The sequence below is a fragment of the Kitasatospora sp. NPDC001159 genome, assembly GCF_053598235.1.
The window spans coordinates 134,490-157,953 of sequence record NZ_JBSFJV010000002.1; the positions used below are offsets into that span (position 1 = coordinate 134,490).

General features: G+C 73.4%; 24 protein-coding genes. 6 read left to right on the top strand and 18 right to left on the bottom strand.

The annotated features are described in order from the left end of the window. Positions 1 to 28: 28 nt before the first annotated feature. On the bottom strand, positions 29 to 2,014 hold the full coding sequence (locus ACWC9T_RS02015; protein WP_449819127.1) for a serine/threonine-protein kinase: 1,986 nt from the start codon (positions 2,012 to 2,014) through the stop codon (positions 29 to 31). Positions 2,015 to 2,267: 253 nt separating this feature from the next. Between ACWC9T_RS02015 and ACWC9T_RS02020 the strand changes: the two genes are divergently transcribed. After that, positions 2,268 to 2,834 (top strand): hypothetical protein, encoded by a 567-nt coding sequence (locus ACWC9T_RS02020; protein WP_449819128.1) that lies wholly within the window; start codon positions 2,268 to 2,270, stop codon positions 2,832 to 2,834. A 121-nt stretch (positions 2,835 to 2,955) separates the two neighbouring features. On the opposite strand, the gene ACWC9T_RS02025 is transcribed toward ACWC9T_RS02020, so the two are convergent. The 4 genes from ACWC9T_RS02025 to ACWC9T_RS02040 form a co-directional block, all read right to left on the bottom strand. After that, positions 2,956 to 4,083: a GuaB3 family IMP dehydrogenase-related protein gene (locus ACWC9T_RS02025; RefSeq protein ID WP_449819129.1), complete on the bottom strand. Its 1,128-nt coding sequence runs from the start codon at positions 4,081 to 4,083 to the stop codon at positions 2,956 to 2,958. Between the two features lie 339 nt (positions 4,084 to 4,422). Continuing rightward, on the bottom strand, positions 4,423 to 5,925 hold the full coding sequence (guaB, locus tag ACWC9T_RS02030) for an IMP dehydrogenase (protein WP_449819130.1): 1,503 nt from the start codon (positions 5,923 to 5,925) through the stop codon (positions 4,423 to 4,425). Between the two features lie 252 nt (positions 5,926 to 6,177). Then, entirely contained in the window at positions 6,178 to 6,894 is a 717-nt protein-coding gene (gene shbA, locus ACWC9T_RS02035; RefSeq protein WP_449819131.1) for an RNA polymerase sigma factor ShbA, read from the bottom strand. 334 nt (positions 6,895 to 7,228) lie between these two features. Further along, positions 7,229 to 7,840 (bottom strand): response regulator transcription factor, encoded by a 612-nt coding sequence (locus ACWC9T_RS02040; protein WP_014136228.1) that lies wholly within the window; start codon positions 7,838 to 7,840, stop codon positions 7,229 to 7,231. Between the two features lie 564 nt (positions 7,841 to 8,404). Here ACWC9T_RS02040 and ACWC9T_RS02045 point away from each other — a divergent pair. Beyond that, a complete protein-coding gene (locus ACWC9T_RS02045; RefSeq protein WP_350519940.1) occupies positions 8,405 to 8,731 on the top strand; it encodes a WhiB family transcriptional regulator in 327 nt (108 codons plus the stop codon). Positions 8,732 to 8,828: 97 nt separating this feature from the next. Here ACWC9T_RS02045 and ACWC9T_RS02050 read toward each other — a convergent pair whose 3' ends face one another. The 3 genes from ACWC9T_RS02050 to groES all read right to left on the bottom strand — a co-directional run bounded on the left by ACWC9T_RS02050 (position 8,829) and on the right by groES (position 12,047). Further along, positions 8,829 to 9,827: a LysR family transcriptional regulator gene (locus tag ACWC9T_RS02050; protein ID WP_449819132.1), complete on the bottom strand. Its 999-nt coding sequence runs from the start codon at positions 9,825 to 9,827 to the stop codon at positions 8,829 to 8,831. Between the two features lie 166 nt (positions 9,828 to 9,993). Further along, complete coding sequence (gene groL, locus ACWC9T_RS02055; protein ID WP_449819133.1) at positions 9,994 to 11,625, bottom strand: chaperonin GroEL; 1,632 nt, start codon at positions 11,623 to 11,625, stop codon at positions 9,994 to 9,996. Positions 11,626 to 11,741: 116 nt separating this feature from the next. Continuing rightward, positions 11,742 to 12,047, bottom strand: coding sequence for a co-chaperone GroES (groES, locus tag ACWC9T_RS02060; RefSeq protein WP_014136232.1), 306 nt, complete (start codon positions 12,045 to 12,047; stop codon positions 11,742 to 11,744). A gap of 248 nt (positions 12,048 to 12,295) precedes the next feature. Here groES and ACWC9T_RS02065 point away from each other — a divergent pair, with 248 nt between their 5' ends. Genes ACWC9T_RS02065 through ACWC9T_RS02075 form a run of 3 tightly spaced genes read left to right on the top strand, consistent with a single transcriptional unit; the run spans position 12,296 to position 14,102 of the window. Next, positions 12,296 to 12,607 carry a hypothetical protein gene (locus tag ACWC9T_RS02065; RefSeq protein ID WP_449819134.1) on the top strand — a complete coding sequence of 104 codons (312 nt, stop codon included), beginning with the start codon at positions 12,296 to 12,298 and terminating at the stop codon, positions 12,605 to 12,607. A 2-nt stretch (positions 12,608 to 12,609) separates the two neighbouring features. Then, the gene (locus tag ACWC9T_RS02070; protein WP_449819135.1) at positions 12,610 to 12,918 is read left to right on the top strand and encodes a hypothetical protein; all 309 of its coding nucleotides are present in this window, start codon (positions 12,610 to 12,612) and stop codon (positions 12,916 to 12,918) included. After that, positions 12,915 to 14,102 (top strand): class I SAM-dependent methyltransferase, encoded by a 1,188-nt coding sequence (locus ACWC9T_RS02075; RefSeq protein WP_449819194.1) that lies wholly within the window; start codon positions 12,915 to 12,917, stop codon positions 14,100 to 14,102. The genes ACWC9T_RS02070 and ACWC9T_RS02075 overlap by 4 nt, the downstream gene beginning before the upstream one ends. Positions 14,103 to 14,106: 4 nt before the next feature. Here ACWC9T_RS02075 and ACWC9T_RS02080 read toward each other — a convergent pair whose 3' ends face one another. From ACWC9T_RS02080 to tsaB, 5 genes are all read right to left on the bottom strand, one after another. Then, positions 14,107 to 14,997, bottom strand: coding sequence for a polysaccharide deacetylase family protein (locus ACWC9T_RS02080; RefSeq protein WP_449819136.1), 891 nt, complete (start codon positions 14,995 to 14,997; stop codon positions 14,107 to 14,109). Positions 14,998 to 15,075: 78 nt separating this feature from the next. Then, complete coding sequence (locus ACWC9T_RS02085) at positions 15,076 to 15,336, bottom strand: hypothetical protein (RefSeq protein ID WP_449819137.1); 261 nt, start codon at positions 15,334 to 15,336, stop codon at positions 15,076 to 15,078. Continuing rightward, positions 15,333 to 16,439: a tRNA (adenosine(37)-N6)-threonylcarbamoyltransferase complex transferase subunit TsaD gene (gene tsaD / locus ACWC9T_RS02090; RefSeq protein ID WP_449819138.1), complete on the bottom strand. Its 1,107-nt coding sequence runs from the start codon at positions 16,437 to 16,439 to the stop codon at positions 15,333 to 15,335. The genes ACWC9T_RS02085 and tsaD overlap by 4 nt, the downstream gene beginning before the upstream one ends. Further along, positions 16,432 to 16,920, bottom strand: coding sequence for a ribosomal protein S18-alanine N-acetyltransferase (gene rimI, locus ACWC9T_RS02095; protein ID WP_449819195.1), 489 nt, complete (start codon positions 16,918 to 16,920; stop codon positions 16,432 to 16,434). The genes tsaD and rimI overlap by 8 nt, the downstream gene beginning before the upstream one ends. 23 nt (positions 16,921 to 16,943) lie before the next feature. Beyond that, positions 16,944 to 17,618 (bottom strand): tRNA (adenosine(37)-N6)-threonylcarbamoyltransferase complex dimerization subunit type 1 TsaB, encoded by a 675-nt coding sequence (tsaB, locus tag ACWC9T_RS02100; RefSeq protein ID WP_449819139.1) that lies wholly within the window; start codon positions 17,616 to 17,618, stop codon positions 16,944 to 16,946. 155 nt (positions 17,619 to 17,773) lie between these two features. Between tsaB and ACWC9T_RS02105 the strand changes: the two genes are divergently transcribed. Then, positions 17,774 to 18,340: a hypothetical protein gene (locus ACWC9T_RS02105; protein WP_449819196.1), complete on the top strand. Its 567-nt coding sequence runs from the start codon at positions 17,774 to 17,776 to the stop codon at positions 18,338 to 18,340. A gap of 17 nt (positions 18,341 to 18,357) precedes the next feature. Here ACWC9T_RS02105 and ACWC9T_RS02110 read toward each other — a convergent pair whose 3' ends face one another. The 5 genes from ACWC9T_RS02110 to ACWC9T_RS02130 form a co-directional block, all read right to left on the bottom strand. Continuing rightward, the gene (locus ACWC9T_RS02110) at positions 18,358 to 18,552 is read right to left on the bottom strand and encodes a hypothetical protein (RefSeq protein ID WP_449819140.1); all 195 of its coding nucleotides are present in this window, start codon (positions 18,550 to 18,552) and stop codon (positions 18,358 to 18,360) included. A gap of 156 nt (positions 18,553 to 18,708) precedes the next feature. Then, entirely contained in the window at positions 18,709 to 19,203 is a 495-nt protein-coding gene (gene tsaE / locus ACWC9T_RS02115; RefSeq protein WP_449819141.1) for a tRNA (adenosine(37)-N6)-threonylcarbamoyltransferase complex ATPase subunit type 1 TsaE, read from the bottom strand. Positions 19,204 to 19,299: 96 nt separating this feature from the next. Next, complete coding sequence (locus ACWC9T_RS02120; RefSeq protein ID WP_449819142.1) at positions 19,300 to 20,595, bottom strand: alpha/beta fold hydrolase; 1,296 nt, start codon at positions 20,593 to 20,595, stop codon at positions 19,300 to 19,302. Continuing rightward, the gene (gene alr / locus ACWC9T_RS02125; RefSeq protein ID WP_449819143.1) at positions 20,592 to 21,791 is read right to left on the bottom strand and encodes an alanine racemase; all 1,200 of its coding nucleotides are present in this window, start codon (positions 21,789 to 21,791) and stop codon (positions 20,592 to 20,594) included. Before alr ends, ACWC9T_RS02120 begins: the two co-directional genes overlap by 4 nt. 154 nt (positions 21,792 to 21,945) lie before the next feature. Continuing rightward, positions 21,946 to 23,421 carry an NAD(P)H-hydrate dehydratase gene (locus tag ACWC9T_RS02130; RefSeq protein WP_449819144.1) on the bottom strand — a complete coding sequence of 492 codons (1,476 nt, stop codon included), beginning with the start codon at positions 23,419 to 23,421 and terminating at the stop codon, positions 21,946 to 21,948. Between the last annotated feature and the right edge of the window lie 43 nt (positions 23,422 to 23,464).

The following is a 23,464-nucleotide window of genomic DNA, read 5'->3' on the forward strand; positions in this document are numbered from 1 at the left end:
CCCGCGGGCTCGAGTTCGAAGACCGGCCCTACGGCGCCGGCTGGAAGCTGTTGAACACGACGTCCCGGACCGGCGCCTGGGCGGCCCACTGGGCGTCCGGGACGATCCAGTAGATCGAGTAGCCGTACTTGGCCGGAGTGCCGGTCACGAAGCCACGGTTGAGCGAGTGCATCTTGGGCGTGCCGTTGGTCCACTCCCAGTCCGCCGCGTTGGTCCACTGCCGGTAGGTGATCGCCGACAGGTTCACCCGCTGGTAGTTGCTCACCTGCGAGCGGAGGTCGGGCTCGGCGTCCTGCCAGTCGGCGACGGCGCTCGAGTGCGGCGAGGTGCTCCACTCGATCCGCAGCTGGCTGCCGTCCGCGCTCTTGAAGATCCGCCGGTTGGAGTCCGACCCGGCCGGCTGCAGCCCGTCCGGCAGGAACACCGAGAAGCCGCTCGGGTCCTTGTACTCGTGGTACCCGGCCGGCGCCGCCCCGCCCGGGGCGGCCTGGGTCGGGGTCGGCGTCGGGGTGGGCGTCTGCGCGGGCGCGGACACCGGGGTCTGGGCCGGGGTGCCGACGGCCGGCGGCGGTGCGGCGGCCGAGGAGGCCGCCGTGGTGGCCGGATCGGCGGCCGTCCCGGTGGGCGCGGGCTCGCCGGGCGGGGTCGCCGGCGTCTGGCTCGGCGTGGCCTCGGTGGTCGCCGCCGTCGGCGAGGTGGCGCCCGCGCTGCGGGTGCTCCCGCCCTTCGCGCCGCTGTCCCCGCTGCCCACGGCCTTGACCACCGCGACCACCCCGGCGATCAGCAGCAGCACGACCACCACGGTCGCGATGGCCAGCCGCCGCCGGCCCGTGCGCGGGTCGGCCCCGGCCGCCTGGGTCGCGCCCATGGTCCACTCGCTGGTCACCGGCCGGATCGGCTCGGCCGCCGGAACGGGCTCCGGCTCGGCGGCGGGCTCGGCGACGGGCTCCGCCGCCGGTTCCTCGTCCCGGGCCCGGCTGCCCACCCGGACCGTCCCCAGCAGCCCGCCCACGGTCCGCTTGGGGGCGGCCTCCTCGGCCTTGGACTCGGTCTTGGACTCGGTCTTGGACCCGGCCTCGGCGGGCTCCGACTCAGCGGCCGTCTTCTCGGCCTTCTTCCCGGCCGACTTCTCCACCTTCTCCACCGGCATCGCGTGCTCGGTGGTCGACTCGGCCCTCGCGGTCGCCTCGGCGACCACCCGCTTGAGCATCGAGCGGGTCTGCGAGGCGTCGAGTCGCTTCGCCGGGTCCTTCTCCAGCAGCCCCTCGATCACCGGCAGCAGCGGCCCGGCGTTCACCGGCGGGACCAGCTCCTCGGTCATCACCGCGGTCAGGGTGGCCAGCGCCGAGCCGCGGTCGTACGGCGGCCGGCCCTCGATCATCGCGTACAGCGTGCCGCCCAGCGACCACAGGTCGGCCGGCGGCCCGGGCTTCTGCCCGCGCGCCCGCTCCGGGGATATGTACGAGGGCGCGCCGACCAGCATGCCGGTGGAGGTGACCGAGGCGTCGCCCTCCACGCTGGCGATCCCGAAGTCGGTGAGCACGACCCGGCCGTCCTCGCCGATCAGCACGTTGGACGGCTTGACGTCCCGGTGCAGGATGCCCAGCGCGTGCGCCGCGATGAGCACGCCCAGCACGTCCAGCGCGATCTCCGCCGCCCGGCCGGGCGTCAGCGGCCCGTCCTCCCGGACCACGTCGGCCAGCGAGCGGGACTCGACCAGCTCCATGACGATCCACGGCCGGTCGTCCTCGTCGACGACGTCGAAGACGGTCACCGCCGAGTTGTGCCGGATCCGCGCGGTCGCCTTGGCCTCGCGCAGCGTCCGGACGATCAGCCGGTGCTTCTCCTCCTCGTCGACGCTGGCGTTCATCCGCAGTTCCTTGACCGCGACGGTCCGGCCCAGCATCTCGTCCTCGGCGCGCCAGACGGTGCCCATGCCGCCGCGCCCGAGCACGCCGTTCAGCCGGTAGCGGCCGGCCAGGAGGCGGCCGGTGGAACCCTGCGCCTGGGTCATTCGGAACGTTCCCCCATGTGCTGCTGGCGGTCGTGGTGACGGCGCGTCGGCCCGGCCCGGGCCCGAACGCCCAAGCCTCCATCATCCCCTGTCCGGAGGGCCCTCGACCACCCACCCCCCGTCCCAAGCCGGGACGAACCGGAACGGGTGCGGCGCTCCGTGCCCGATCTGTGATCGAAAACTCGCCAAGATCCGTCCGAACCGCTGCTACCGTTCGGCAGCTCATCGTCTTTTCCGGGGGGACTCGACGCCCATGACCGCACCCGCACCAGGCGCTGACGGCCCATCGATCCGGCCGCGCACCGCCCAGCACTACTCGGTCGCGCCCGTCCTCGACACCCCCGACGGGTACGTCGCCCCCGGCATGCCCGGCATCCCGGTCACCGGCTACGACCCCGTCTCCCCCGCCACCCCCGGGACCGCCCCACGCCGCCGCACCGCCCTCGCCCTCACCCTCGCCCTGCTCGCCGCCCTGCTCGGCGGCCTGGCGTACGGCTGCGCCCCGCTGCGGGCCGCCGACAGCCTCGGCTGGCTGGCCATCGCCCAGGCCGGCCTGATCGCCCTCCCGCTCGGCTTCCTCGGCGGCCGGAACCGCTTGCTCCCGGTCCTCGGCGCCCTGCTGTCGGCCGGCGCCCTGCTGCTCGGCCAACTCACCGAGCAGCTCCGCATCGTGCGAACCGACAGCCCCGGCGCGCACGGCCTCCTGCGCGACACCCTCAGCTCCTGGCACGCCAACCTGCGCCCCCTCGACCTCGCCTTCTACGCCATCGCCCTCATCGGCGGCTTCCTCCTCACCCGCCGCACCGCCAACCGCGGCTGACCCTCGGGCACGCAGGGCGAAGGCCGCGCGCCCCGCGTCCGCCCCCCAACCCCCGGAAAACCCGGAAGGCCCCCGCCCGGCGAACCGGACAGGGACCTTCGACACCGCGTCAGGATACTGCTCAGCGGTGGTCGAGCGCCGGGTTGACGGTCACCTCGACCCGCTGGAACTCCTTCAGCTCCGTGTAGCCCGTGGTGGCCATCGCGCGGCGCAGCGCACCGAACAGGTTCATGGTTCCGTCCGGGGTGTGCGACGGACCGGTGAGGATCTCCTCGGTGGTGCCGACCGTGCCGAGGTCCACCCGCTTGCCCCGCGGCAGCTCCTCGTGGACGGCCTCCATGCCCCAGTGGAAGCCCTTGCCCGGGGCGTCGGTGGCGCGGGCCAGTGCGGCACCGATCATCACCGCGTCGGCGCCGCAGGCGACCGCCTTCGGGATGTCGCCGCTGTAGCCGACGCCGCCGTCCGCGATCACGTGCACGTAGCGGCCGCCGGACTCGTCCATGTAGTCGCGGCGCGCGGCCGCCACGTCGGCGACGGCGGTGGCCATCGGCACCTGGATGCCGAGCACGTTGCGGGTGGTGTGGGCGGCGCCGCCGCCGAAGCCGACCAGCACGCCGGCCGCGCCGGTCCGCATCAGGTGCAGCGCGGCGGTGTACGTGGCGCAGCCGCCGACGATCACCGGGACGTCCAGCTCGTAGATGAACTGCTTGAGGTTGAGCGGCTCGGCGGCGCTGGAGACGTGCTCGGCCGAGACGGTGGTGCCGCGGATGACGAAGACGTCGACACCGGCGTCCACGACGGCCTTGGAGAACTCGGCGGTACGCTGCGGCGAGAGCGCGGCGGCGGTGACCACGCCGGAGTCACGGACCTCCTGGATCCGCTGCTTGATCAGCTCGGCGCGGATCGGCGCGGAGTAGATCTCCTGCAGGCGGCGGGTCGCGATGGACTCGTCGGTGATCGAGGCGATCTCGTCCAGCAGCGGGCGCGGGTCCTCGTAGCGGGTCCAGAGGCCTTCCAGGTTCAGCACGCCCAGACCGCCCAGGCGGCCGATCTTGATGGCCTGCTCGGGCGAGACCACGCTGTCCATCGGGGCGGCCAGGAACGGCAGCTCGAAGCGGTAGGCATCGATCTGCCAGGCGATCGAGACCTCCTTCGGGTCACGCGTACGGCGGCTGGGGACGACGGCGATGTCGTCGAAGGCGTACGCCCGGCGGCCGCGCTTGCCTCGCCCGATCTCGATCTCAGTCACTTCGAGCCCTTCTGGTTTGTTGCTCATGCCCGCCGGGTCACCCCGGCCGCCCCCAGTATCCCGTACCAGCTGCGACTCGCGCGCTCGCCTCCTGACCGCTCCGACCCGGTGCCGACGGTCGCCACTCCGATGCCCCTCGCTCCTCGGGGCCTCCTCGCTCGCCCTCCTCGCCCGCCGACGGGAGGAGGGGCCCACCCCTTCGGCACCGGCGCGCCCCTTCGGCACCGGCGCGGGCGCCCCGAGGGGCCCGCGGCTCGGACACGCCGAGGGGCCCGCCGTCGCGGTACGACGGCGGGCCCCTCGGTGGTTCAGGCCGGATCCCTCAGCCGGTCAGGCCGTTCAGCGGCTCGAGTAGTTCGGCGCCTCGACGGTCATCTGGATGTCGTGCGGGTGGCTCTCCTTGAGGCCCGCCGAGGTGATCCGGACGAAGCGGCCCTTGCTCTCCATCTCGGCGATGGTGCCCGCGCCGACGTAGCCCATGGTCTGGCGCAGGCCGCCGACCAGCTGGTGCAGCACGGCCGACAGCGGGCCGCGGTACTGCACCTGGCCCTCGATGCCCTCGGGGACGAGCTTGTCGTCCGAGGCCACCTCGGCCTGGAAGTAGCGGTCCTTGGAGTAGGAGCGGCCCTGGCCGCGGGACTGCATGGCGCCCAGCGAGCCCATGCCGCGGTAGGACTTGAACTGCTTGCCGTTGATGAACAGCAGCTCGCCGGGGGACTCCTCGCAGCCGGCCAGCAGCGAGCCCAGCATCACGGTGTCGGCACCGGCGGCCAGCGCCTTGCCGATGTCGCCCGAGTACTGCAGGCCGCCGTCGCCGATGACCGGCACGCCGGCCGCCTGACAGGCCTGGGCGGCCTCGTAGATGGCGGTGATCTGCGGGACACCGATGCCGGCGACCACGCGGGTGGTGCAGATGGAGCCGGGGCCGACGCCGACCTTGACGCCGTCCACGCCGGCGTCGATCAGCGCCTGGGCGCCGTCACGGGTGGCGACGTTGCCGCCGACCACGTCGACCTTGACGGCCGACTTGATCTTGGCGATCCAGGCCAGCGCGTTGTGGCTGTGGCCGTGCGAGGTGTCGACGACCAGGAAGTCCACGCCCGCCTCGACCAGGGCCTGGGCCCGGTCGAAGGCCTCGGCGCTGGCGCCGACCGCGGCACCGACCAACAGACGGCCCTCGGCGTCCTTGGCGGCGTTCGGGTACTGCTCGGCCTTGACGAAGTCCTTGACGGTGATCAGGCCCTTGATCCGGCCCTCGTCGTCGACCAGCGGGAGCTTCTCGATCTTGTGGCGGCGCAGCAGCGCCATCGCGTCCACGCCGGAGATGCCGACCTTGCCGGTGATCAGCGGCATCGGGGTCATGATCTCGCGGACCTGGCGGCTGCGGTCCGACTCGAAGGCCATGTCACGGTTGGTGACGATGCCCAGCAGCTTGCCGGACTGGTCGGCGATCGGCACCCCGGAGATGCGGAACTTGGCGCACAGCGCGTCGGCCTCGGCCAGCGTGGTGTCCGGGCCGACCGTGATCGGGTCGGTGACCATGCCGGACTCGGAGCGCTTCACCAGGTCGACCTGGTTGGCCTGGTCCTCGACCGACAGGTTGCGGTGCAGCACGCCGACGCCGCCCTGGCGGGCCATCGCGATGGCCATCCGCGACTCGGTGACCTTGTCCATCGCCGCGGACAGCAGCGGGATGTTGACGCGGACGTTCCGGGAGACCCGCGAGGAGGTGTCGACCTGGTTCGGCAGCACCTCGGAGGCCCCGGGCAGCAGCAGGACGTCATCGAACGTGAGCCCGAGCATGGCGAACTTCTCGGGTACGCCTGCGGCGTTGTAAGACATTTGGGGGGTACCTTCCGTGGCCGGCCTAATCCGCTCACGCCCTGAGGGAGGGGGCGTGTTCATCGCTCACTCGCGCAGACCGCCGAAAGCCGGGTGGGTTCGGAGGAACCTCCAAGGGAACCCCGTGTGCACCCGCGAAACTTTGGCAACCTGCCCAGGCGCCGATACCCCATGGTACTGGCACCGCGAATGTGCCCTCGTGTGCCCTTGACAACAACCCGCCCCCGTCGCTCATTCCGCGCGGTCTAGGGCTCAGGACGATTCCTCGGCGAGCGCCCGCAGCCGGCTGAGCGCCCGGTGCTGGGCCACCCGGACGGCGCCGGGCGACATCCCGAGCACCTCACCGGTCTCCTCCGCCGACAGCCCGGCGGCCACCCGCAGCAGCACCAGCTCACGCTGACGGGCCGGCAGGTTGGAGAGCAGCTCCTTGGCCCAGGCCGCGTCGCTGCTGAGCAGCGCCTGCTCCTCCGGGCCGAGCGCCTCGTCCGGCACCTCCGGCAGGTCGTCCTGCGGCACGACCGTCGAACCGGGCCCGCGCATCGCGGCCCGCTGCAGATCGGCGATCTTGTGCGCGGCGATCCCGTAGACGAAGGCCTCGAACGGCCGCCCCTGGTCCTTGTACCGGGGCAGCGCGCACAGCACCGCGACGCAGACCTCCTGGGCCACGTCGTCCACGTGGTGCCGGGCCCCGCCGGGCAGCCGGACCAGCTTGGCGCGACAGTAGCGCAGCGCGAGGGGGTGGACGTAGGCGAGCAGGGCGTCGATGGCCGGGCCCTCGCCGCGGACGGCGGCCGCGACCAGTTCGCCCACCAGCGGCGAGCCGCCCGTCCCGAGCACCGGCGGGCGGCCCGGTCCGGCCCCGGCACCGGGGCCACCGGAGTCGGCGTACGACGGATCGTGGCCCGGGCCGGAGGGCTGGGCCTCACCCGGGTCCGCCTGGCCGGCCGCACCGGCGACGTCGTCGCGCATCGGTCCATGGTGCCTGGTCGATCGGGAAAACGCGGCACCGCGTCCGGAGTTGTGCACCGGAACGTTATGCGCTGCGGCACCGCGCGGCGTGCCGCGCATCACCGGCCCCTCCTGCACCGTGCCGCCTCCCGCCCCGCCGCCGTGAGTGGTCCCGCCCGTCGCGCCGTCCGCCGAGTGTCCTGCGGTTGCGTGGTTCGCCGCAGTGCCTGTCCGCTGGTCCCCGAGGTGCTCCACTCCTCCATGGTGCAACCTCGGGACCGTAACGTCACACGCCCGTGCGGCTCCCGCTCCGGAATCGATGACGGCGCGCCTGGGCCGGCGGCGCCGCCGGTGGTCAGCGGACCAGGCCCCAGCGGAAGCCCAGCGCCACCGCGTGCGCGCGGTCCGAGGCCCCGAGCTTCTTGAACAGCCGTCGGGCGTGGGTCTTGACGGTGTCCTCGGACAGGAACAGCTCGCGGCCGATCTCGGCGTTGCTGCGCCCGTGGCTCATGCCCTCCAGCACCTGGATCTCACGCGCCGTCAAGGTCGGCGCCGCGCCCATGTCGGGGCTGCGCAGCCGGCGCGGGGCGAGCCGCCAGGTCGGGTCAGCGAGGGCCTGGGTGACGGTGGCCCGCAGCTCGGCGCGCGAGGCGTCCTTGTGCAGGTACCCGCGAGCACCCGCGGCCACCGCCAGGGCGACACCGTCGAGGTCCTCGGCGACGGTGAGCATGATGATCCGGGCGCCCGGGTCGGCGGACAGCAGCCGCCGGACCGTCTCGACCCCGCCGAGGCCGGGCATCCGGACGTCCATCAGGACGAGATCGGACCGGTCGGCCACCCAGCGGCGAAGGACCTCCTCCCCGTTCGTCGCGGTGGTGACCCGGTCCACACCGGGTACGGTCGCGACGGCGCGGCGAAGCGCCTCGCGGGCGAGCGGGGAATCGTCGCAAACGAGAACGGAAGTCATGACCGTCGTCCTCCGCAGCTGATCCGCGTCACGTTGAGCCTCCTGGCTGGTACGAACCTCTCCGACACGGCCGATCGGCGACAGACTTCGTCCTGATCGCCCCGACTTGCCCGCGATCGTTCCCGACGTCCGGCGCCCGCTAACCGCCTCCGCACTTCCAACGACCGTCACTCGAATGAGTTACGGCCTTCGGGCCATCCCCACCACTGTACGTGGCCAACCCATTACCGATCAGCCGCATCGCGGTGCACACGCCGCACTTTTGCGCAGCTCGCGCGCGGTCGGCGTACGACCCGCACACCGGTGCGGCGTGTCGCGCGCCCGTCGGCCACCCGATTGCCGCACCCGCGCCCGCCGGAAGCCCTTGCCCACATTGCCCGTTTTTATAGCTTTCGTATGGTCATTGACTGTTGTGCCAGTGTGTGGGTGACTTGTCCATGGAGTTGCCTTAAGTCATATTTCCAGGTGTCCATACCAGTGCGGGACGCCCCGCCGGGCACCGCTCGGCAGCAGCCCGCCGAGCACGCCCGGCCGACGGCCGACCGCTTCCGAAGGGAATGAGCCATGGCAGATTTCTCCCGCCTCCCCGGTCCCAACGCGGACCTCTGGGACTGGCAGCTCTCGGCAGCCTGCCGTGGCGTGGACAGCTCGCTCTTCTTCCACCCCGAGGGCGAGCGCGGGGCGGCGCGCAGTTCGCGCGAGGCCAGCGCCAAGGAGGTCTGCATGCGCTGTCCCGTGATCGCCGAGTGTGCCGCGCACGCCCTGGCGGTCCGCGAACCGTACGGCGTCTGGGGCGGGATGACGGAGGACGAGCGCGAGGAGATGCTGGGCCGCTCGCGGCACCGCCTGGTAGAGGTTCCGCTGACCCCGCCGGCGGTCGCGCAGCGCTAGACCCACATCCACGACACGCCGTGAAGAAACGTTTCTTCGCGGCGCCTCAGGCTGCTCGCAGCCGCCACCCAACAGGCAGGAGCCCCGTCCCCGACCGTCAGCGGTCGGCGGCCGCGCCCGCCAGGCGCTCCAGCATCAGCGCGACGGCCGGCACCTCGGCCAGGTCCGGCAGGGTCAGCGCCACCACCTGGCGCACCGCCGGCACCCCGGAGGCCGTCCGCACCGGCACCGTCGACACGCCGTCAGGACGCACCGACTGCAGCGCCAGCCGGGGCAGCACCGCCACCCCCAGCCCGGCCGCCACCAGGCCGACCACCGCCGGGTAGTCGTCGGTCGCGAAGTCGATCCGGGGCTCGAAGCCCGCCCCGGCGCACAGCTCCACCAGGTGCCCCCGGCACTGCGGGCAGCCGGCGATCCACTGCTCCCCCGCCAGCTCGGCCAGCTCCACCGGCCCGCCCCGCCCGGCCAGCGGATGGGCGGCGGGCAGCAGGCCCACCAGCGGATCGTCCAGCAGCGGGGTGACCACCAGGTCGGACCAGTCGGTGCCGGCCGACAGCTGCTGCGCCTCCAGGTTCGCCTCGGCCCGCGCCTCGCGCGGGGTGCCGTGCGCGGCGACCGGCGGCGCGACGACGCCGTCGGACTGCGGGTAGCGGAAGGCCAGCGCGATCTCGCACTCCCCGCCGCGCAGCATCGCCAGCGATTCCGGCGGCTCCGCCTCGACCAGCGACACGCGCACCCCCGGATGGCTGTCCCGCAGCCGGGCGACGCCGGGCGGCACCAGGGTGGAACTCGCGGTCGGGAAGGACACCAGCCGCACCCGCCCGGCCCGCAGCCCGGCGATCGCGGCCACCTCCTCCTCGGCGGCGGAGAGCCCGGCCAGGATCCCGGTGGCATGCTTGAGCAGGACCCGCCCGGCCTCGCTGAGCTGCATGCCGCGGCCCGAACGCACCACCAGTGGGGTGTCGACCGACTTCTCCAGGGCCTTCATCTGCTGGCTGACGGCAGGCTGCGTACACCCCAGCTCGCGGGCGGCGGCGGAGAAGGAGCCGGTGCGGGCGACGGCACGCAGGACGCGCAGATGGCGGGCCTCGATCATGCCTCAGTTATAAGGCAATCTTTGCGTTCTGCAAAATTCCACTGATAGTTGAAGCCTGAAGAACGACTGCCGGGCGCATCCGCCCGGCAATGCCGGAGGCCCGGCCCGCCTCCCCGAGGGAGCGGACCGGGCCTCCGGTCAGGAGCTGCGGCTATCGCGCCGGGCCTCAGTGCGAGTGGCCGTGACCGTGCGAGTGGCCGTGACCGCTCTCGGCCTCCTCCTCCTTCTTCTCCACCACGAGGGTCTCGGTGGTGAGCAGCAGGGAGGCGATCGAGGCGGCGTTCTCCAGGGCGGAGCGGGTGACCTTGACCGGGTCGATGACGCCGGCCTTCACCAGGTCGCCGTACTCGCCGGTGGCGGCGTTGTAGCCCTGGCCGATCTCCAGCTCGGAGACCTTGGAGGTGATGACGTAGCCCTCCAGGCCGGCGTTCTGGGCGATCCAGCGCAGCGGCTCGTGCAGCGCCTTGCGGACCACGGCGACACCGGTGGCCTCGTCACCCGACAGGCCCAGGCCGTCGTTCAGCACCTTGGCGGCGTGGACCAGGGAGGCGCCACCACCGGCGACGATGCCCTCCTCGACCGCGGCGCGGGTCGCCGAGATGGCGTCCTCGAGACGGTGCTTGCGCTCCTTCAGCTCCACCTCGGTGGCGGCGCCGACCTTGATGACGCAGACGCCGCCGGCCAGCTTGGCCAGGCGCTCCTGCAGCTTCTCGCGGTCCCAGTCGGAGTCGGTCGCGGCGATCTCGCCCTTGATCTGCGCGACGCGGCCGGCCACGGCCTCGGCGTCACCGGCACCGTCGACGATCGTGGTCTCGTCCTTGGTGATGGTCACGCGGCGGGCGGTGCCCAGCACGTCCAGGCCGACCTGGTCGAGCTTGAGGCCGACCTCCTCGGAGATGACCTGGCCACCGGTCAGGACGGCCAGGTCGCCGAGGATCGCCTTGCGGCGGTCGCCGAAGCCCGGGGCCTTGACGGCGACGGCGTTGAAGGTGCCGCGGATCTTGTTCACGACCAGGGTCGACAGCGCTTCGCCGTCGACGTCCTCGGCGATGATCAGCAGCGGCTTGGAGGCACCGCCCTGCAGGATCTTCTCCAGCAGCGGCAGCAGCTCCTGGATGGAGGAGATCTTGCCCTGGTTGATCAGGATGTACGGGTCCTCCAGGACCGCCTCCTGCCGCTCCGCGTCGGTGACGAAGTACGGCGACAGGTAGCCCTTGTCGAACTGCATGCCCTCGGTGAAGTCCAGCTCCACGCCGAAGGTGTTCGACTCCTCGACGGTGATGACACCGTCCTTGCCGACCTTGTCGATCGCCTCGGCGATCAGCTCGCCGACCTGGGTGTCCTGGGCGGAGAGGGACGCGACGGCGGCGACGTCGTCCTTGCCCTCGATCTCGCGGGCCACCGAGAGCAGGTGCTCGGAGACGGCGGCGACGGCCTTGTCGATGCCCTTCTTCAGGGCGGCCGGGCCGGCACCGGCGGCGACGTTGCGCAGACCCTCGTTGACCAGGGCCTGGGCCAGCACGGTGGCGGTGGTGGTGCCGTCACCCGCGACGTCGTTGGTCTTGGTGGCGACCTCCTTGACGAGCTGCGCGCCAAGGTTCTCGTACGGGTCGTCCAGCTCGACCTCGCGGGCGATGGTGACACCGTCGTTGGTGATGGTCGGGGCGCCGAACTTCTTGTCGATGACGACGTTGCGGCCCTTGGGGCCGATGGTCACCTTGACGGTGTCGGCCAGCTTGTTGACACCGCGCTCCAGCGAGCGGCGGGCGTCCTCGTCGAACTGCAGGATCTTCGCCATGTTCCCTATTCCCTCGGGGCTGCGGCCGACCCACCGGCCGCCGAACAACGTGAACCAACAACCGCGCCCCGGGCCACTGTCACGAAGGACACGGATCCGGGGCGGGTCGGGACGTCTTACTTCTCGATGATCGCGAGGACGTCGCGGGCGGAGAGCACCAGGTACTCCTCGCCCTGGTACTTCACCTCGGTGCCGCCGTACTTCGAGTACAGGACGATGTCACCGACGGCGACATCGAGCGGCAGACGCTGGCCGTCCTCAAAGCGGCCCGGGCCGACGGCCAGGACGACGCCCTCCTGGGGCTTCTCCTTGGCGGTGTCCGGGATAACCAGGCCGGAGGCCGTGGTGGTCTCGGCGTCGAGCGGCTGGACCACGATGCGGTCCTCAAGCGGCTTGATGGCAACCTTGCTGCTGGTGGTCACGTCCGAGCTCCCCTTCGGAGATTACGGGGTTTTCTAACGGGTAGGGGCGAACTTGCGAGCCTGCCGTCGCGGGGGTCAGACACGCGTCTTCGCGTTAGCACTCCCCCAGTGGGGAGTGCCAAGGACGACCATAGGCCGGTGTTAGCACTCAGTCAACCAGAGTGCCAACGACGCGCCCTGAACCCTCGCGATACGGATGAGTAGCCGTACTCATGTGCGGGCGGCGCCCCCTCGGACAGACTCCTGCCATGACCGACACCCCGGTACGCATCGGCCCGTCCAACGCCAAGGACGCCGTGCTCGCGCTTCTGCTGCTGCCGCTGCTGACGGCCCTTCCGCTCATCGCCTTCTGGCTCGGCGGAGCGATCGCCGATTCCGCCGGCTCCGACCCGGGCGGCGTCATCGTGTTCGGCGCGCTCTCCGCGGTGGTCATCGGCTACGGAGTGCCCGTCACCGTCGTCCTGCGCGGCCACCGGAGCGGCTACGAGCTCCTGCCACTCGCCGCCGGGGTCGCGCCCTTCATGCTGCCCGTGCTGCTGTGCCTGGGGGTGTTCCGATAAGCGTGCCGCTGATCCGGGATCCCCTGCGACCGCGTGCCCACTGGCTGACGGACCTGCTGCTCGCCCTGGTCGTGGCCGTCGCGCTGGTTCCGGCGCTGATCGTCGGCGGCCTCGTGACCTTCCTGATCGTGATGTCACTGCACGCGTCCAGGCCGGTCGGCACCCTGATCCTCATCGCGGCCACGCTCCCGGTGCCCGCTTGGATCGTCCGGGCCAGTTGGCGGATCGGGTACCGGATCGTCCCGGTCGTCACCGGGGTGGCCCTGTCCGTCATCACGTTGTCGGTCCTACCCGGCGTCCACCTCCTCTGACCGGTCAGAATGGGCCCGTGGACACCGAGAACCTCCAGCCCCTGCTGACCCCCGAGGGTCAGGCCCTGCTCGCCGAGCTGCGCGAGTTCACGCCCCAGGAGGAGCTGGCGCTCGCCACCCGGCTGCGCCGGGAGCATCCGGCGGAGCTGGTGTCGGCGGCGTTCGGGCAGGCGCGGTTGCGGCAGCGGGCGCGGGCGAAGTTCGGGACGGACGCGGACCTGATGTACTTCACGCCCAACGGGGTCGAGCAGTCCACCCGGCGCAGTGTGGCCGAGTGGCGGGCCCGCCGGTTCGCCGAGCTGGGGGTACGGCGGCTGGCGGACCTGTGCTGCGGCATCGGCGGGGACGTGCTGGCTCTGGCCCGGGCCGGGATCGAGGTGCTGGCGGTGGACAAGGACCCGGCCGCCTGCGCCGCGACCGCGGCCAACGCCGCCGCTCTGGGCCTGTCCGAGCTGGTCGAGGTGCGCTGCGCGGACGTCGCCGAGGTGGACGTCACCGGCTACGACGCGGTGTTCACCGACCCTGCCCGCCGTACCTCGCGCGGCCGGGTGTTCGACCCCGAGGCGTACGCCCCGCCGCTGTCCTGGGCGATCGAGGCCGGGCGGCGGACCCCGATCGGCGCGCTGAAGGTGGCACCGGGCATCCCGCACGAGGCCGTCCCGGCGGACGCCGAGGCCGAGTGGGTCTCCGACCACGGGGACGTCAAGGAGGCGGTGCTCTGGTTCGGCACCAAGGCGGCCCGCCCGCACCGCGCCACCCTGCTGCCGCAGGGCGCCAGCCTGACCGGCGGCGACCTGCCCGACCCGCCGGCCGGACCGGTCGGGCGGTACCTGTACGAGCCGGACGGCGCGGTGATCCGGGCCCACCTGGTGGCCGAGGTGGCCGAGCAGGTCGGCGGCCGGCTGATCGACCCGAAGATCGCCTACCTGACCTCGGACGAGCTGGTCGCCACCCCGTACGCGCACGCCTTCGAGCTCACCGACGTGCTGCCCTTCCACATCAAGAAGCTGAAGGCGCTGCTGCGCGAGCGTCAGGCCGGCACGGTGGTGATCAAGAAGCGCGGGATGGCGATCACCCCGGAGGAGCTGCGCCGTCAGCTCAGGCCCTCCGGGCCGAACACCGTCACGGTGATCCTCAGCCGCACCGACCACGGTCCGCTGATGATGCTCGGTCAGCCGGTCTGAGCGGTTACGACGCCGGCGGCTGGATGTAGTCGTCCAGCCGGGCCACCGAGAAGCCCTGCTCCTGGATCCGGGCCAGCAGGTCGGCGAACATCTGGGTCATCGTGGCGCCCTTGAGCTCCTTGGGGCCGCGGAAGTGCGCCAGGATGATGTCGCCGGGCTTCAGCTTCTTGTCGGCGGCCTGGTACTGCATGTCGTGGATCTGCATCGACTCGCGCCAGAGCACGATCGCGCGCGGGCCGCACTGCTGCACCGAGGTGTTGAGCATCGGGGTGTTGGCGCCGTCGCCGAACGGCGGGCGGAACAGCAGCGGGGCGGTGCCGTACTGCTGGGTGAGCGCGGCCTGGTCGTCGCAGATCTCGGCCTTCTGCTTGTCCGCCGGGAGCTTGCTCATCACCGGGTGGGTGACGGTGTGGTTCTGGATGTGGTTGCCGAGCGCCTGGAGCGGCTTGAAGTAGCCGTAGTCGTTCTTGACGATGTCCTTGGTCAAGAACATCGTGATCGGCACCTTGAGGTCGGTCAGCATCTCGACGAACTTCGGGTCCTTCTCGGCACCGTCGTCGATGGTGATGAAGACGACCTTGTCGCTCGTCTTCACGTCGCTGATCACCGGTACGGTGCCGGTGCGTTCGAGCTTGATCGGCTTGTCGGCGGGCGGCGCGGGGGCCGGGGCGAGCGGCTTGAGGTTCCACTTCGCCCAGGCCGCGGCGTCGCCCTCGGCCGGGGCCGCGCCCGGCGTGGTGGCCGCGGCGGTCGGCGCGGCGCCGCCGGACGGCTGGGACGCGGCCGGGGCGGCACCGCCGCCGGCCCCGTTGTCGCCGCACGCGGTGGCGAAGGCCAGCAGGGCCAGCGCCCCCACCGCGTACGTCCTGATCCTGCTCCGCCCGTCCCTGTTCACCGCGCCGCGCTCCCGATCCCGTCCGGCCTTCTCTCAGCTATGCACGGTAGCGGGCGCGCGGCGGTTCCCGACCACCGTCTACTCGACGTGCTCGCTGGTGAAGGACCAGCGGTGCACCGGGCGGCCGAGCAGCTCGGCCGGCGGGTCGGCGACCAGTACCGGATCGCCGCTCCACCAGGTGATCAGCAACACCCGCTCGCCCGGGGCGGAGAGCAGCTCAAGGCGCTCCAGACCAGCCGCGCCGCGGACCATGGGCAGCGCGAACTCCCTTACCCAGGCGGCGAGTTCGTCGCCCCGGTGGTCCGCCGCCCGGGCCTCCCACATCGCGGCGACGGTCATGCCGCACCGCCGCCGAGGGCGTCGTAGGCCTGGCCATGGAAGTCGCCGTGCCCGATGTCCGCAGCAGGGACGTGGACGTCGGTGACGGGCAGCGAGGAGTCCGCCGACAGGTCGAAGGCGGAGGGCGTGCGGTCGCGCCACACCATCTCGGCGCCCAGCGCGGCCACCATGGCACCGTTGTCGGTGCACAGGCCCGGCCGGGGCACCCGCAGCCGGATGCCGGCCCGGTCGCAGCGCTGCTGGGCCATCTCGCGCAGCCGGGAGTTGGCCGCGACGCCGCCGCCGATCATCAGGTGGTCGACGCCGTTGTCCCTGCACGCCTTGACGGCCTTGCGGGTGAGCACGTCGGTGACCGCCTCCTGGAAGGAGGCCGCCACGTCCGCGATCGGCACCTCCTCGCCAGCCCGTCGCTTGGCCTCCACCCAACGGGCGACGGCGGTCTTCAGGCCGGAGAAGGAGAAGTCGTACTCCGGGTCGTTCCTGCCGCTCAGGCCGCGCGGGAAGTTGATCGCCTTGGGGTCGCCCTCGCGGGCCGTGCGGTCGACGATCGGGCCGCCGGGGAAGCCCAGGCCGAGCACCCGGGCGACCTTGTCGAAGGCCTCACCGGCCGCGTCGTCGATGGTCGCGCCGAGCGGGCGGACGTCGCTGGTGATGTCCTCGCTGAGCAGCAGCGAGGAGTGCCCGCCGGAGACCAGCAGGGCCATCGTCGGCGAGGGCAGCCGACCGTGCTCCAGCTGGTCGACGCAGATGTGCGAGGCGAGGTGGTTGACCCCGTACAGCGGCTTGTCCAGCGCCCAGGCGTACGCCTTCGCGGCGCTGACGCCGACCAGCAGCGCACCGGCCAGGCCGGGGCCGGCGGTGACGGCGATGCCGTCCAGGTCGCTCGCCTTGATCCCGGCGGTGTCCAGGGCGCGCTGGATGGTCGGGACCATCGCCTCCAGGTGGGCGCGGCTGGCGATCTCCGGGACGACGCCGCCGAAGCGGGCGTGGTCGTTGACGCTGGAGGCGACCGCGTCGGCCAGCAGCGTGGTGCCGCGCACGATGCCGACGCCGGTCTCGTCGCAGGAGGTCTCGATGCCGAGGACGAGCGGTTCGTCAGCCATGGCGGGTGTCCTCAATGTCCTTCGGGTCGGTGCTGTCAGTGCTCGGGTGGTCGAGGCGCATCACCAGCGCGTCGACGTTGGCGGGCTGGTAGTAGCCGCGCCGGATGCCCACCGGCTCGAAGCCGTGGCGCTCGTACAGCCGCTGGGCGCGCGGGTTGTCCACCCGTACCTCCAGCAGCAGTTCGGCGCAGCCGCGCCGGGCGGCCTCGTGGATCAGGTCGGTGAGCAGCGCCGCGCCGAGACCGGCGCCCTGGTGGCGCTCGTCGACGGCGATGGTCTGGACGTCGCCCTCGCCGGCGATCTCCATCAGTCCGGCGTAGCCGACGATGGCGCCGTCCCCGGTGGTGGCGACGGTGTAGTGGCGGGTGCCGCCGGGGTGGGCCTCGGCGAGTTCGGACCAGTACATCCCGTGGGACCAGGCGTCCTCGGGGAAGAGCCTGAGTTCCAGCTCCATCACCGGCTCGATGTCCCACCAGCGCATCGGGCGCAGGGTGGTGCCGTGGTTCACGCCGGGAGCACCGCCTTGCCCCCTAGAACGGTCTTGTAGGCGGCGGGCACCTGGGCGTCCGGGCGGCGCAGGTACAGCGGGAGGTTCGGCAGCAGCTCGCGCCCGGCGACCAGCTCGGCGGCGGCGAAGCCGGCGAGGGCGCCGGCCGAGACGTGGTCGGGACCGTGGGCGCCCGGGAAGGCGTCGGGGTAGAGCAGCGCGCCGGCGCCCACCGAGCGGGCCTGGGGCGTCAGCTCGGCCGGGCGGTCCACGCCGGGACCCTCGGTGCGGCGGCCCTCGGCGTCGTAGGAGGCCCAGTAGACCTCCTTGCGGCGGGCGTCGGTGGCCACCGTGAACGGCTGCCCGGTCAAGCCCTCGGCGCGGGCCTGGAAGGCGATCGCGTCCAGGGTGCAGACGCCGTGCACCGGCAGCCCGAGCGCGTGGCCGAGCGCGGCGGCCGTCACCAGGCCGACCCGCAGGCCGGTGTACGGGCCCGGGCCGACGCCGACTGCGATGCCGGTGAGCTGGTGCTTGTCCACCCCGGCAGCCCGCAGGACCTGGTCGATCGCGGGCAGCAGCAGTTCACCGTGGCGTCGGGCGTCGACCTGGTGGGTCTCGGCGAGGACGGCCGTGCCGTCGTGGACGGCGGCGGTGACGGCGGGGGTAGCGGTGTCGAACGCGAGCAGCAGCACAGGACAAGGTTAGACCGACGTTGAGCCGACCAGCTGATCGAGCTGGTGTCCCCGTCCGGAACACACGTGCTGGGCGCTGCCGACCGGCCAGGGGGACCTGGCACGATTAGGGCGGTACGTACAGAGGACGGCGGCGGGAGTGGCACGTGGCGAAGATGGGTCCTGGAGTGGTGGTCACGGGGTTGACCCTGGGGGCCCTGGCGGTGGTGAGCCTGCTGGCCTTCCAGGCCAACGGCGCGCAGGACCGCGCGGGCGGTGCCCGTCCCACCACCGTGGCGACGTCGACCGGGCCGGCCGCCTCGGCGACGCCGAGCGCCACGGCCACCCCGACCGCCCCGGCGCTGCCGGCCAGCTCGGGCAGTGGCACGCGGGTCGTCTACTCGGTGGGCAGCCACTGCGTCTGGCTGGTCGACCCGAAGAAGAACCCGCAGGTCACGGCCACCTTCCTGGTCGCCCCGGGCACGGTCGAGCCGACCCCGGGCAGCTACTCGGTGTACAGCCGCACCCCGGTCGGCACCGGTACCGACGGCCGGCAGATCGAGCACGTGGTGCGCTTCGCGCAGCAGAACGGCGTGGTGTTCGGCTTCAGCTCGGCCATGGACGGCGCGACGCCGACCGCCGATCCGAAGGCCAAGACCGGCGGCATCCGCAGCGGCCGCGCCGAGGGGCAGCTGCTCTGGGACTTCGCGCCGAACGGCACCAAGGTGGTCGTGGTCGCCTGAGCCGGGCGGTCAGGGCGTCAGGCAGCCCGGGGTGTCTCCGCCTCGGGCTCTTCGGCCTGCCGCGGCTGCGGTTCGGGCGGGGTGGACACCGCCTCGGCGGCCGCGCAGGCGGCCAGCAGCGCCCGCATCGGCGCTCCCGGAGCGCGGCGGGCGGACTCTCCGGTCCCGGTGCCGCGCGGGGCACGCTCCGGGGCGGGGGTGGGGCTCGACATGGCGCCTCCCTAGTTAGGCAGACCTAACCGCAGCACCCATCCCACCACGCCCGGCACCCCGCCCGCAACACCATGCCGACAGGCTGTCGGCAAAACGGGGAACCGCCGGGGCCCGCCCTCGAACACCCCGCGGGCGGGAGTTCGACGACCGGACCTTCAGGCGAGCTCCTCCAGCTCCACATCCGCCCAGCGCTCTCCGACGCCGGTCAGCACCACCCGGCGCGGGTCGTGGTCCTCCCCGGCGGTGTCGCCGATCGCCCGCTCGATCCGCACCTCCAGCCGGTCCTCGGACAGCCGCTCGACCTTGCCCTCGCCCCACTCGACCACGATCACCGAGTCCGGCAGCGAGACGTCCAGGTCGAGGTCCTCCATCTCGTCCAGGTTCCCGCCCAGCCGGTACGCGTCCACGTGCACCAGGGCCGGGCCGCCGACCAGCGAGGGGTGCACCCGGGCGATCACGAAGGTCGGCGAGGTCACCGCCCCGCGGACCTGCAGCCCCTCCCCGAGGCCCCGGGTCAGCGTGGTCTTCCCCGCCCCCAGCTCGCCGGAGAGCAGCACCAGGTCACCCGGCCGCAGCAGCGCGGCCAGCTCCCGGCCGAGTCGGCCCATCCGCTCCGGAGTGGGGACGGTGAGAGTGGCGTGCGAGCCCATGCGCGTGTCTTGCCCTTCGGTCCGTAGCGGCGCGCCGACCACCGGCCGCCACCGCTACCGTGCCACATCGCCGCACCCCGGCGCGGCGGGCGGGGGTCAGGCGGGGTCGGCGACCGGGTTCGGCTCCGGTTCCCGGGGCCGCTCGCTGGCGAGCTCCAGGACGGCCGGCGGCAGCGGCGCGGCGCCGGCGAACCCGGCGGCCCGGCACAGCAGCCGCGCCAGCTCGTGGTCGACCAGCCCGGGGCGTTCCAGCAGCACCAGGTGCCCGGCGCCCTCGACCAGCACCAGCTCGGCGCCGGGCAACCGTTCGGCCATCGCCTCGCTGTGGGTCGCGGGCGTCAGCAGGTCCTTCGTTCCGGCCAGCACCAGGGCCGGCAGGCCACGCAGGGCGTTCAGCGACTCGTACTTCTCGTGCGCGCCGAACGCCGGGTAGAACTCGGCGACCACGTCGATCGGGGTGGCGTCCAACAGCTGCTCGGCGAAGCGCACCACGCCGGGGTCGACGTCCTTCCCGCCGAAGGAGAACTTCCGGTAGAAGACGGCCGCCACGTCCGCGCCGACCCGCCTGGTCGCCTCCACCAGCTCCACCTGACGGCCCAGCAGCCGCATCACGCCGGGCGCGACCTTCTTGAACAGCTTGGCGCCGACCTTCGGCAGGCCGAGGCTCACATCGTCCCAGTCCCCCGCCAGGGTGCCGACCAGCGCGACCCCGGCGACGCGGTCGCGGAACAGCTCCGGGTGCAGTTCGGCCAGCGCCATCACCGTCATGCCGCCCATCGAGTGGCCCACCAGCACCAGCGGCCCGGTCGGCGCGACGGCGTCCAGCACCGCCTTGAGGTCGCCGCCCAGCTGGTCGATGCCGGCCGGCTCGCCGGCCAGGTACGAGCGGGAGCGCTCGGAGCGGCCGTGGCTGCGCTGGTCCCAGAAGACCAGCCGCACGCCCTCGCGCAGCGCGGCGCGCTGGAAGTGCCAGCTGTCCTGGTTGAGGCAGTAGCCGTGGCAGAACACCACGGTCAGCGGCTCGGCGCGGTCGCTCGCCCGCTCGCTTCCCGGGCGCTCGGGGCTGTCACTCGCCCACTCGCCCAGGCCGTCCGGCTCGGCCCAGCCGGTGCCGTCCAGCTCCACGTACAGCTCGGTGCCGTCCGGCGCGGCCACCGTGAGCGGTCGCCCGCGCAGCGAGCCGTACGGGGCGGCCGCGTCCAGCTCGGCCCGCGCCCGGCGGCGCATCGCCCGGCCGACCGTCAGCCGCTCGATCGCCACGCCCGCCGCCGCGCCGGCCGCCAGCACGCCGACGGAGATCCCGATCACACCGGCCCGGCTCACCCCGGTGGCCGCGCCGGCCGCCTTGGCCACCACGGCGACCGGGGTGTGCTCGGCCGGCGAGTCGGTCATGCCGACAGGCCCTCGGCGTGGCTGCCGCCCAGGTAGCGGCGGGGCACCCGGGCGCCGATCCGGGTGATGATCTCGTACGAGATGGAGCCGCAGGCGCGGGCCCAGTCCTCGGCGGTCGGCTCACCGTGCTCGCCGTTGCCGAACAGCAGCACCTCGTCACCCATCCCGGGGGTGTCACCGCCCAGGTCCACCACGAACTGGTCCATCGCGACCCGGCCGGCCACCGTGCGCCACTTGCCGCCGATCTGCACCGGGCCGGTGCCGCTGGCGTGGCGCGGGATGCCGTCGCCGTAGCCGACCGGGACCAGCCCAAGGGTGGTCGGGCCGGGCGTCACGTAGTGGTGGCCGTAGCTGACCCCGTGCCCGCCGGGGACGTGCTTGACCAGCGCCAGCCGGGCGGTCAGCGCCATCACCGGGCGCAGCCCGAAGTCGGCCGGGGAGCCCACCTCGGGCACCGGCGACAGCCCGTACGCGGCCAGGCCGGTGCGGACCAGGTCGAAGTGCGACTGCGGCAGCAGCAGGGTGGCCGGGGAGTTCGCCAGGTGCCGCACCTCGGGGCGCAGCCCGGCGGCCTCGGCGTGCGCCAGCGCGGCGTGGTAGGAGTCCAGCTGGGCCTGGATCGACGGGTGGCCCGGCTCGTCGGCGGCGGCGAAGTGCGACCAGATGCCGACCACCTTCAGCAGTCCCTCGGCCTCGGCGCGCCGGGCGTTCGCCACCAGCTGCGGCCAGTCGTGCGGCTGGCAGCCGTTGCGGCCCAGTCCGGTGTCGGCCTTCAGGTGGACCCGCGCCGGGATGCCGGTCTCCCGTACGGCCGGCAGCAGCTCGTCCAGCGCCCACTGGCCGCTGACCGAGATGTCCAGGTCCGCGCGCAGCGCCTCGCGCCACGGCCCGCCGGGCGTCCACAGCCAGCACAGGATGCGGGCGTGCTCCGGGCGGATGCCACCGGCCCGCAGCGCCAGCGCCTCGTCGGGCGTCGCGCAGCCGAGCCAGCCGACGCCGTTCGCGACCGCCTCACGGGCGCACTCGAGCGCGCCGTGGCCGTAGGCGTCCGCCTTGACCGCGAGCATCACGGCAGAGCCGCCGACGCGCTCGCGCAGCGCGGCGAGGTTGCCGCGCAGGGCGGCGAGATCGATGGTCGCCTCAGCCCGTACGCCGTCGGTGAGGGTGGCTGTGCCGGTCGTGTTCGCAGTTGTCATCAGGGTCAGTCTCCCAGACGTCCCGGAGTCCTCGCCGAACGGCCCATCGGCGCGGCGGTCGGCACCGGGGCGCCGGGCACCCCGTCGACCTGCGGCGGACGGCTCGTCCGCCCCGTCTGAGACGCCTGGAACGGATGGTTCGGTTCCGCTCGGACTACCCCTGCCGCACCGCTCGCCAGGCCGTCGGGAGCGCCTGGGCGACGCCCGTCGCGGTCACCGGCGCGCCCGGGTCACCCGCCGCCCCACGGCCCGCCAGGCCGTGCAGATAGGCGGCCACCGAGGCGGCGTCCAGCGGCGACAGGCCCGAGGCGAGCAGCGAACCGGCCAGACCGGCCAGCACGTCCCCGCTGCCCGCGGTGGCCAGCCAGGAGGTGCCGGTGGGGTTCACCCGGACGGCCCCGCCCGGATCGGCCACCACGGTGGTGGAGCCCTTCAGCAGCACGGTGGCCCGGTAGGCGGCCGCCAGCCGCCGGGCGGTGGCCAGCCGGGTGGCGGCCAGGTCCCCGGCGGCGGGCGGCGCGGTGCCCTCGACGCCCGCGAGCAGCCGGGCGGCCTCGCCGGTGTGCGGGGTGAGCAGGGTCGGCGCGGTACGGCCGGCCAGCGCCTCGGGGCCGAGCCGACCCAGCTCGGTCAGCCCGTCCGCGTCCACCAGCACCGGGACGTCACCCGCCAGCGCCTCGGCCAGCACCTGCCGCGCCCCCTCGCCGCCGCCCGGCCCGACCACCCAGGCCTGCACCCGCCCGGCCCCGGCCGGTCCGCCCTCGGTGACCAGCGTCTCCGGGAAGCGCCGGACCACCTCCTCGGCCGCCGTGCCGACGTACCGGACGGCGCCCGCGCCGCCCCGCAGCGCCCCGGCGACCGCCAGCAGCGCCGCCCCCGGGTACGTCGCCGAGCCGGCCGCCACCCCGACCACGCCGCGCCGGTACTTGTCGCTCTCCGCGCCCGGCAGCGGCAGCAGCGCCGCCACGTCCGCGTGCTGCAGGGCCGTCACGTCCGGCTCCGGCAGCTCCAGCCCGATGTCCACCAGTTGCAGCGCGCCCGCGTACGAGGCCCCCGGGTCGATCAGCAGCCCGGGCTTGTACGTGCCGAAGCAGACCGTGACGTCCGCGCGCAGCGCCGCCCCCGGAACCTCGCCGGTGTCCGCCTCGACCCCGCTGGGCAGGTCCACCGCCACCACCGTGCCGCGTCGTTCGGCCCGTGCGTACGGCTCCGCCTCGGGGCGCAGCCCGCCGCGGCCGCCGATGCCGACGATCCCGTCCAGCACCAGGTCCGCGCACGAGAAGTCGGCCAGACCGACTTCCCGCTCCGCCGTCACCCGTCCGCCGTAAGCGCGCAGCGCGGCCAGCCCGCCCCGGTGGGCCTTCTGCGGCGCGAGCAGCACCGCCGTCACCCGCGCCCCGCGCCGGGCCAGCGCGGCCCCGGCGTACAGGGCGTCACCCCCGTTGTCCCCGCTGCCCGCCAGCACCACCACCCGGCTGCCGTACACCCGCCCGCGACGCCGCGTCAGCAGCCGCGCGCAGGTCGCCGCCAGCCCGGCCGCCGCCCGCTGCATCAACGTCCCCTCCGGCAACCGCGCCATCAGCGCGGCCTCGGCGGCCCGGACGACTTCCACCCGATGGGCGTGACGCATGGCAGGACTCCTTCGGCGGTCGGCTACCGCCGACGCTATCCCG

Excerpts from the sequence above, each read along its gene's own strand:
- ACWC9T_RS02015 (WP_449819127.1), bottom strand. The coding sequence starts at position 2,014 with ATGACCCAGGCGCAGGGTTCCACCGGCCGCCTCCTGGCCGGCCGCTAC.
- ACWC9T_RS02020 (WP_449819128.1), top strand. The coding sequence starts at position 2,268 with ATGACCGCACCCGCACCAGGCGCTGACGGCCCATCGATCCGGCCGCGC.
- guaB (WP_449819130.1), bottom strand. The coding sequence starts at position 5,925 with ATGTCTTACAACGCCGCAGGCGTACCCGAGAAGTTCGCCATGCTCGGG.
- shbA (WP_449819131.1), bottom strand. The coding sequence starts at position 6,894 with ATGCGCGACGACGTCGCCGGTGCGGCCGGCCAGGCGGACCCGGGTGAG.
- ACWC9T_RS02040 (WP_014136228.1), bottom strand. The coding sequence starts at position 7,840 with ATGACTTCCGTTCTCGTTTGCGACGATTCCCCGCTCGCCCGCGAGGCG.
- ACWC9T_RS02045 (WP_350519940.1), top strand. The coding sequence starts at position 8,405 with ATGGCAGATTTCTCCCGCCTCCCCGGTCCCAACGCGGACCTCTGGGAC.
- ACWC9T_RS02050 (WP_449819132.1), bottom strand. The coding sequence starts at position 9,827 with ATGATCGAGGCCCGCCATCTGCGCGTCCTGCGTGCCGTCGCCCGCACC.
- groL (WP_449819133.1), bottom strand. The coding sequence starts at position 11,625 with ATGGCGAAGATCCTGCAGTTCGACGAGGACGCCCGCCGCTCGCTGGAG.
- ACWC9T_RS02065 (WP_449819134.1), top strand. The coding sequence starts at position 12,296 with ATGACCGACACCCCGGTACGCATCGGCCCGTCCAACGCCAAGGACGCC.
- ACWC9T_RS02085 (WP_449819137.1), bottom strand. The coding sequence starts at position 15,336 with ATGACCGTCGCCGCGATGTGGGAGGCCCGGGCGGCGGACCACCGGGGC.
- tsaD (WP_449819138.1), bottom strand. The coding sequence starts at position 16,439 with ATGGCTGACGAACCGCTCGTCCTCGGCATCGAGACCTCCTGCGACGAG.
- rimI (WP_449819195.1), bottom strand. The coding sequence starts at position 16,920 with ATGCGCTGGTGGGACATCGAGCCGGTGATGGAGCTGGAACTCAGGCTC.
- ACWC9T_RS02105 (WP_449819196.1), top strand. The coding sequence starts at position 17,774 with ATGGGTCCTGGAGTGGTGGTCACGGGGTTGACCCTGGGGGCCCTGGCG.
- ACWC9T_RS02110 (WP_449819140.1), bottom strand. The coding sequence starts at position 18,552 with ATGTCGAGCCCCACCCCCGCCCCGGAGCGTGCCCCGCGCGGCACCGGG.
- tsaE (WP_449819141.1), bottom strand. The coding sequence starts at position 19,203 with ATGGGCTCGCACGCCACTCTCACCGTCCCCACTCCGGAGCGGATGGGC.
- ACWC9T_RS02120 (WP_449819142.1), bottom strand. The coding sequence starts at position 20,595 with ATGACCGACTCGCCGGCCGAGCACACCCCGGTCGCCGTGGTGGCCAAG.
- alr (WP_449819143.1), bottom strand. The coding sequence starts at position 21,791 with ATGACAACTGCGAACACGACCGGCACAGCCACCCTCACCGACGGCGTA.
- ACWC9T_RS02130 (WP_449819144.1), bottom strand. The coding sequence starts at position 23,421 with ATGCGTCACGCCCATCGGGTGGAAGTCGTCCGGGCCGCCGAGGCCGCG.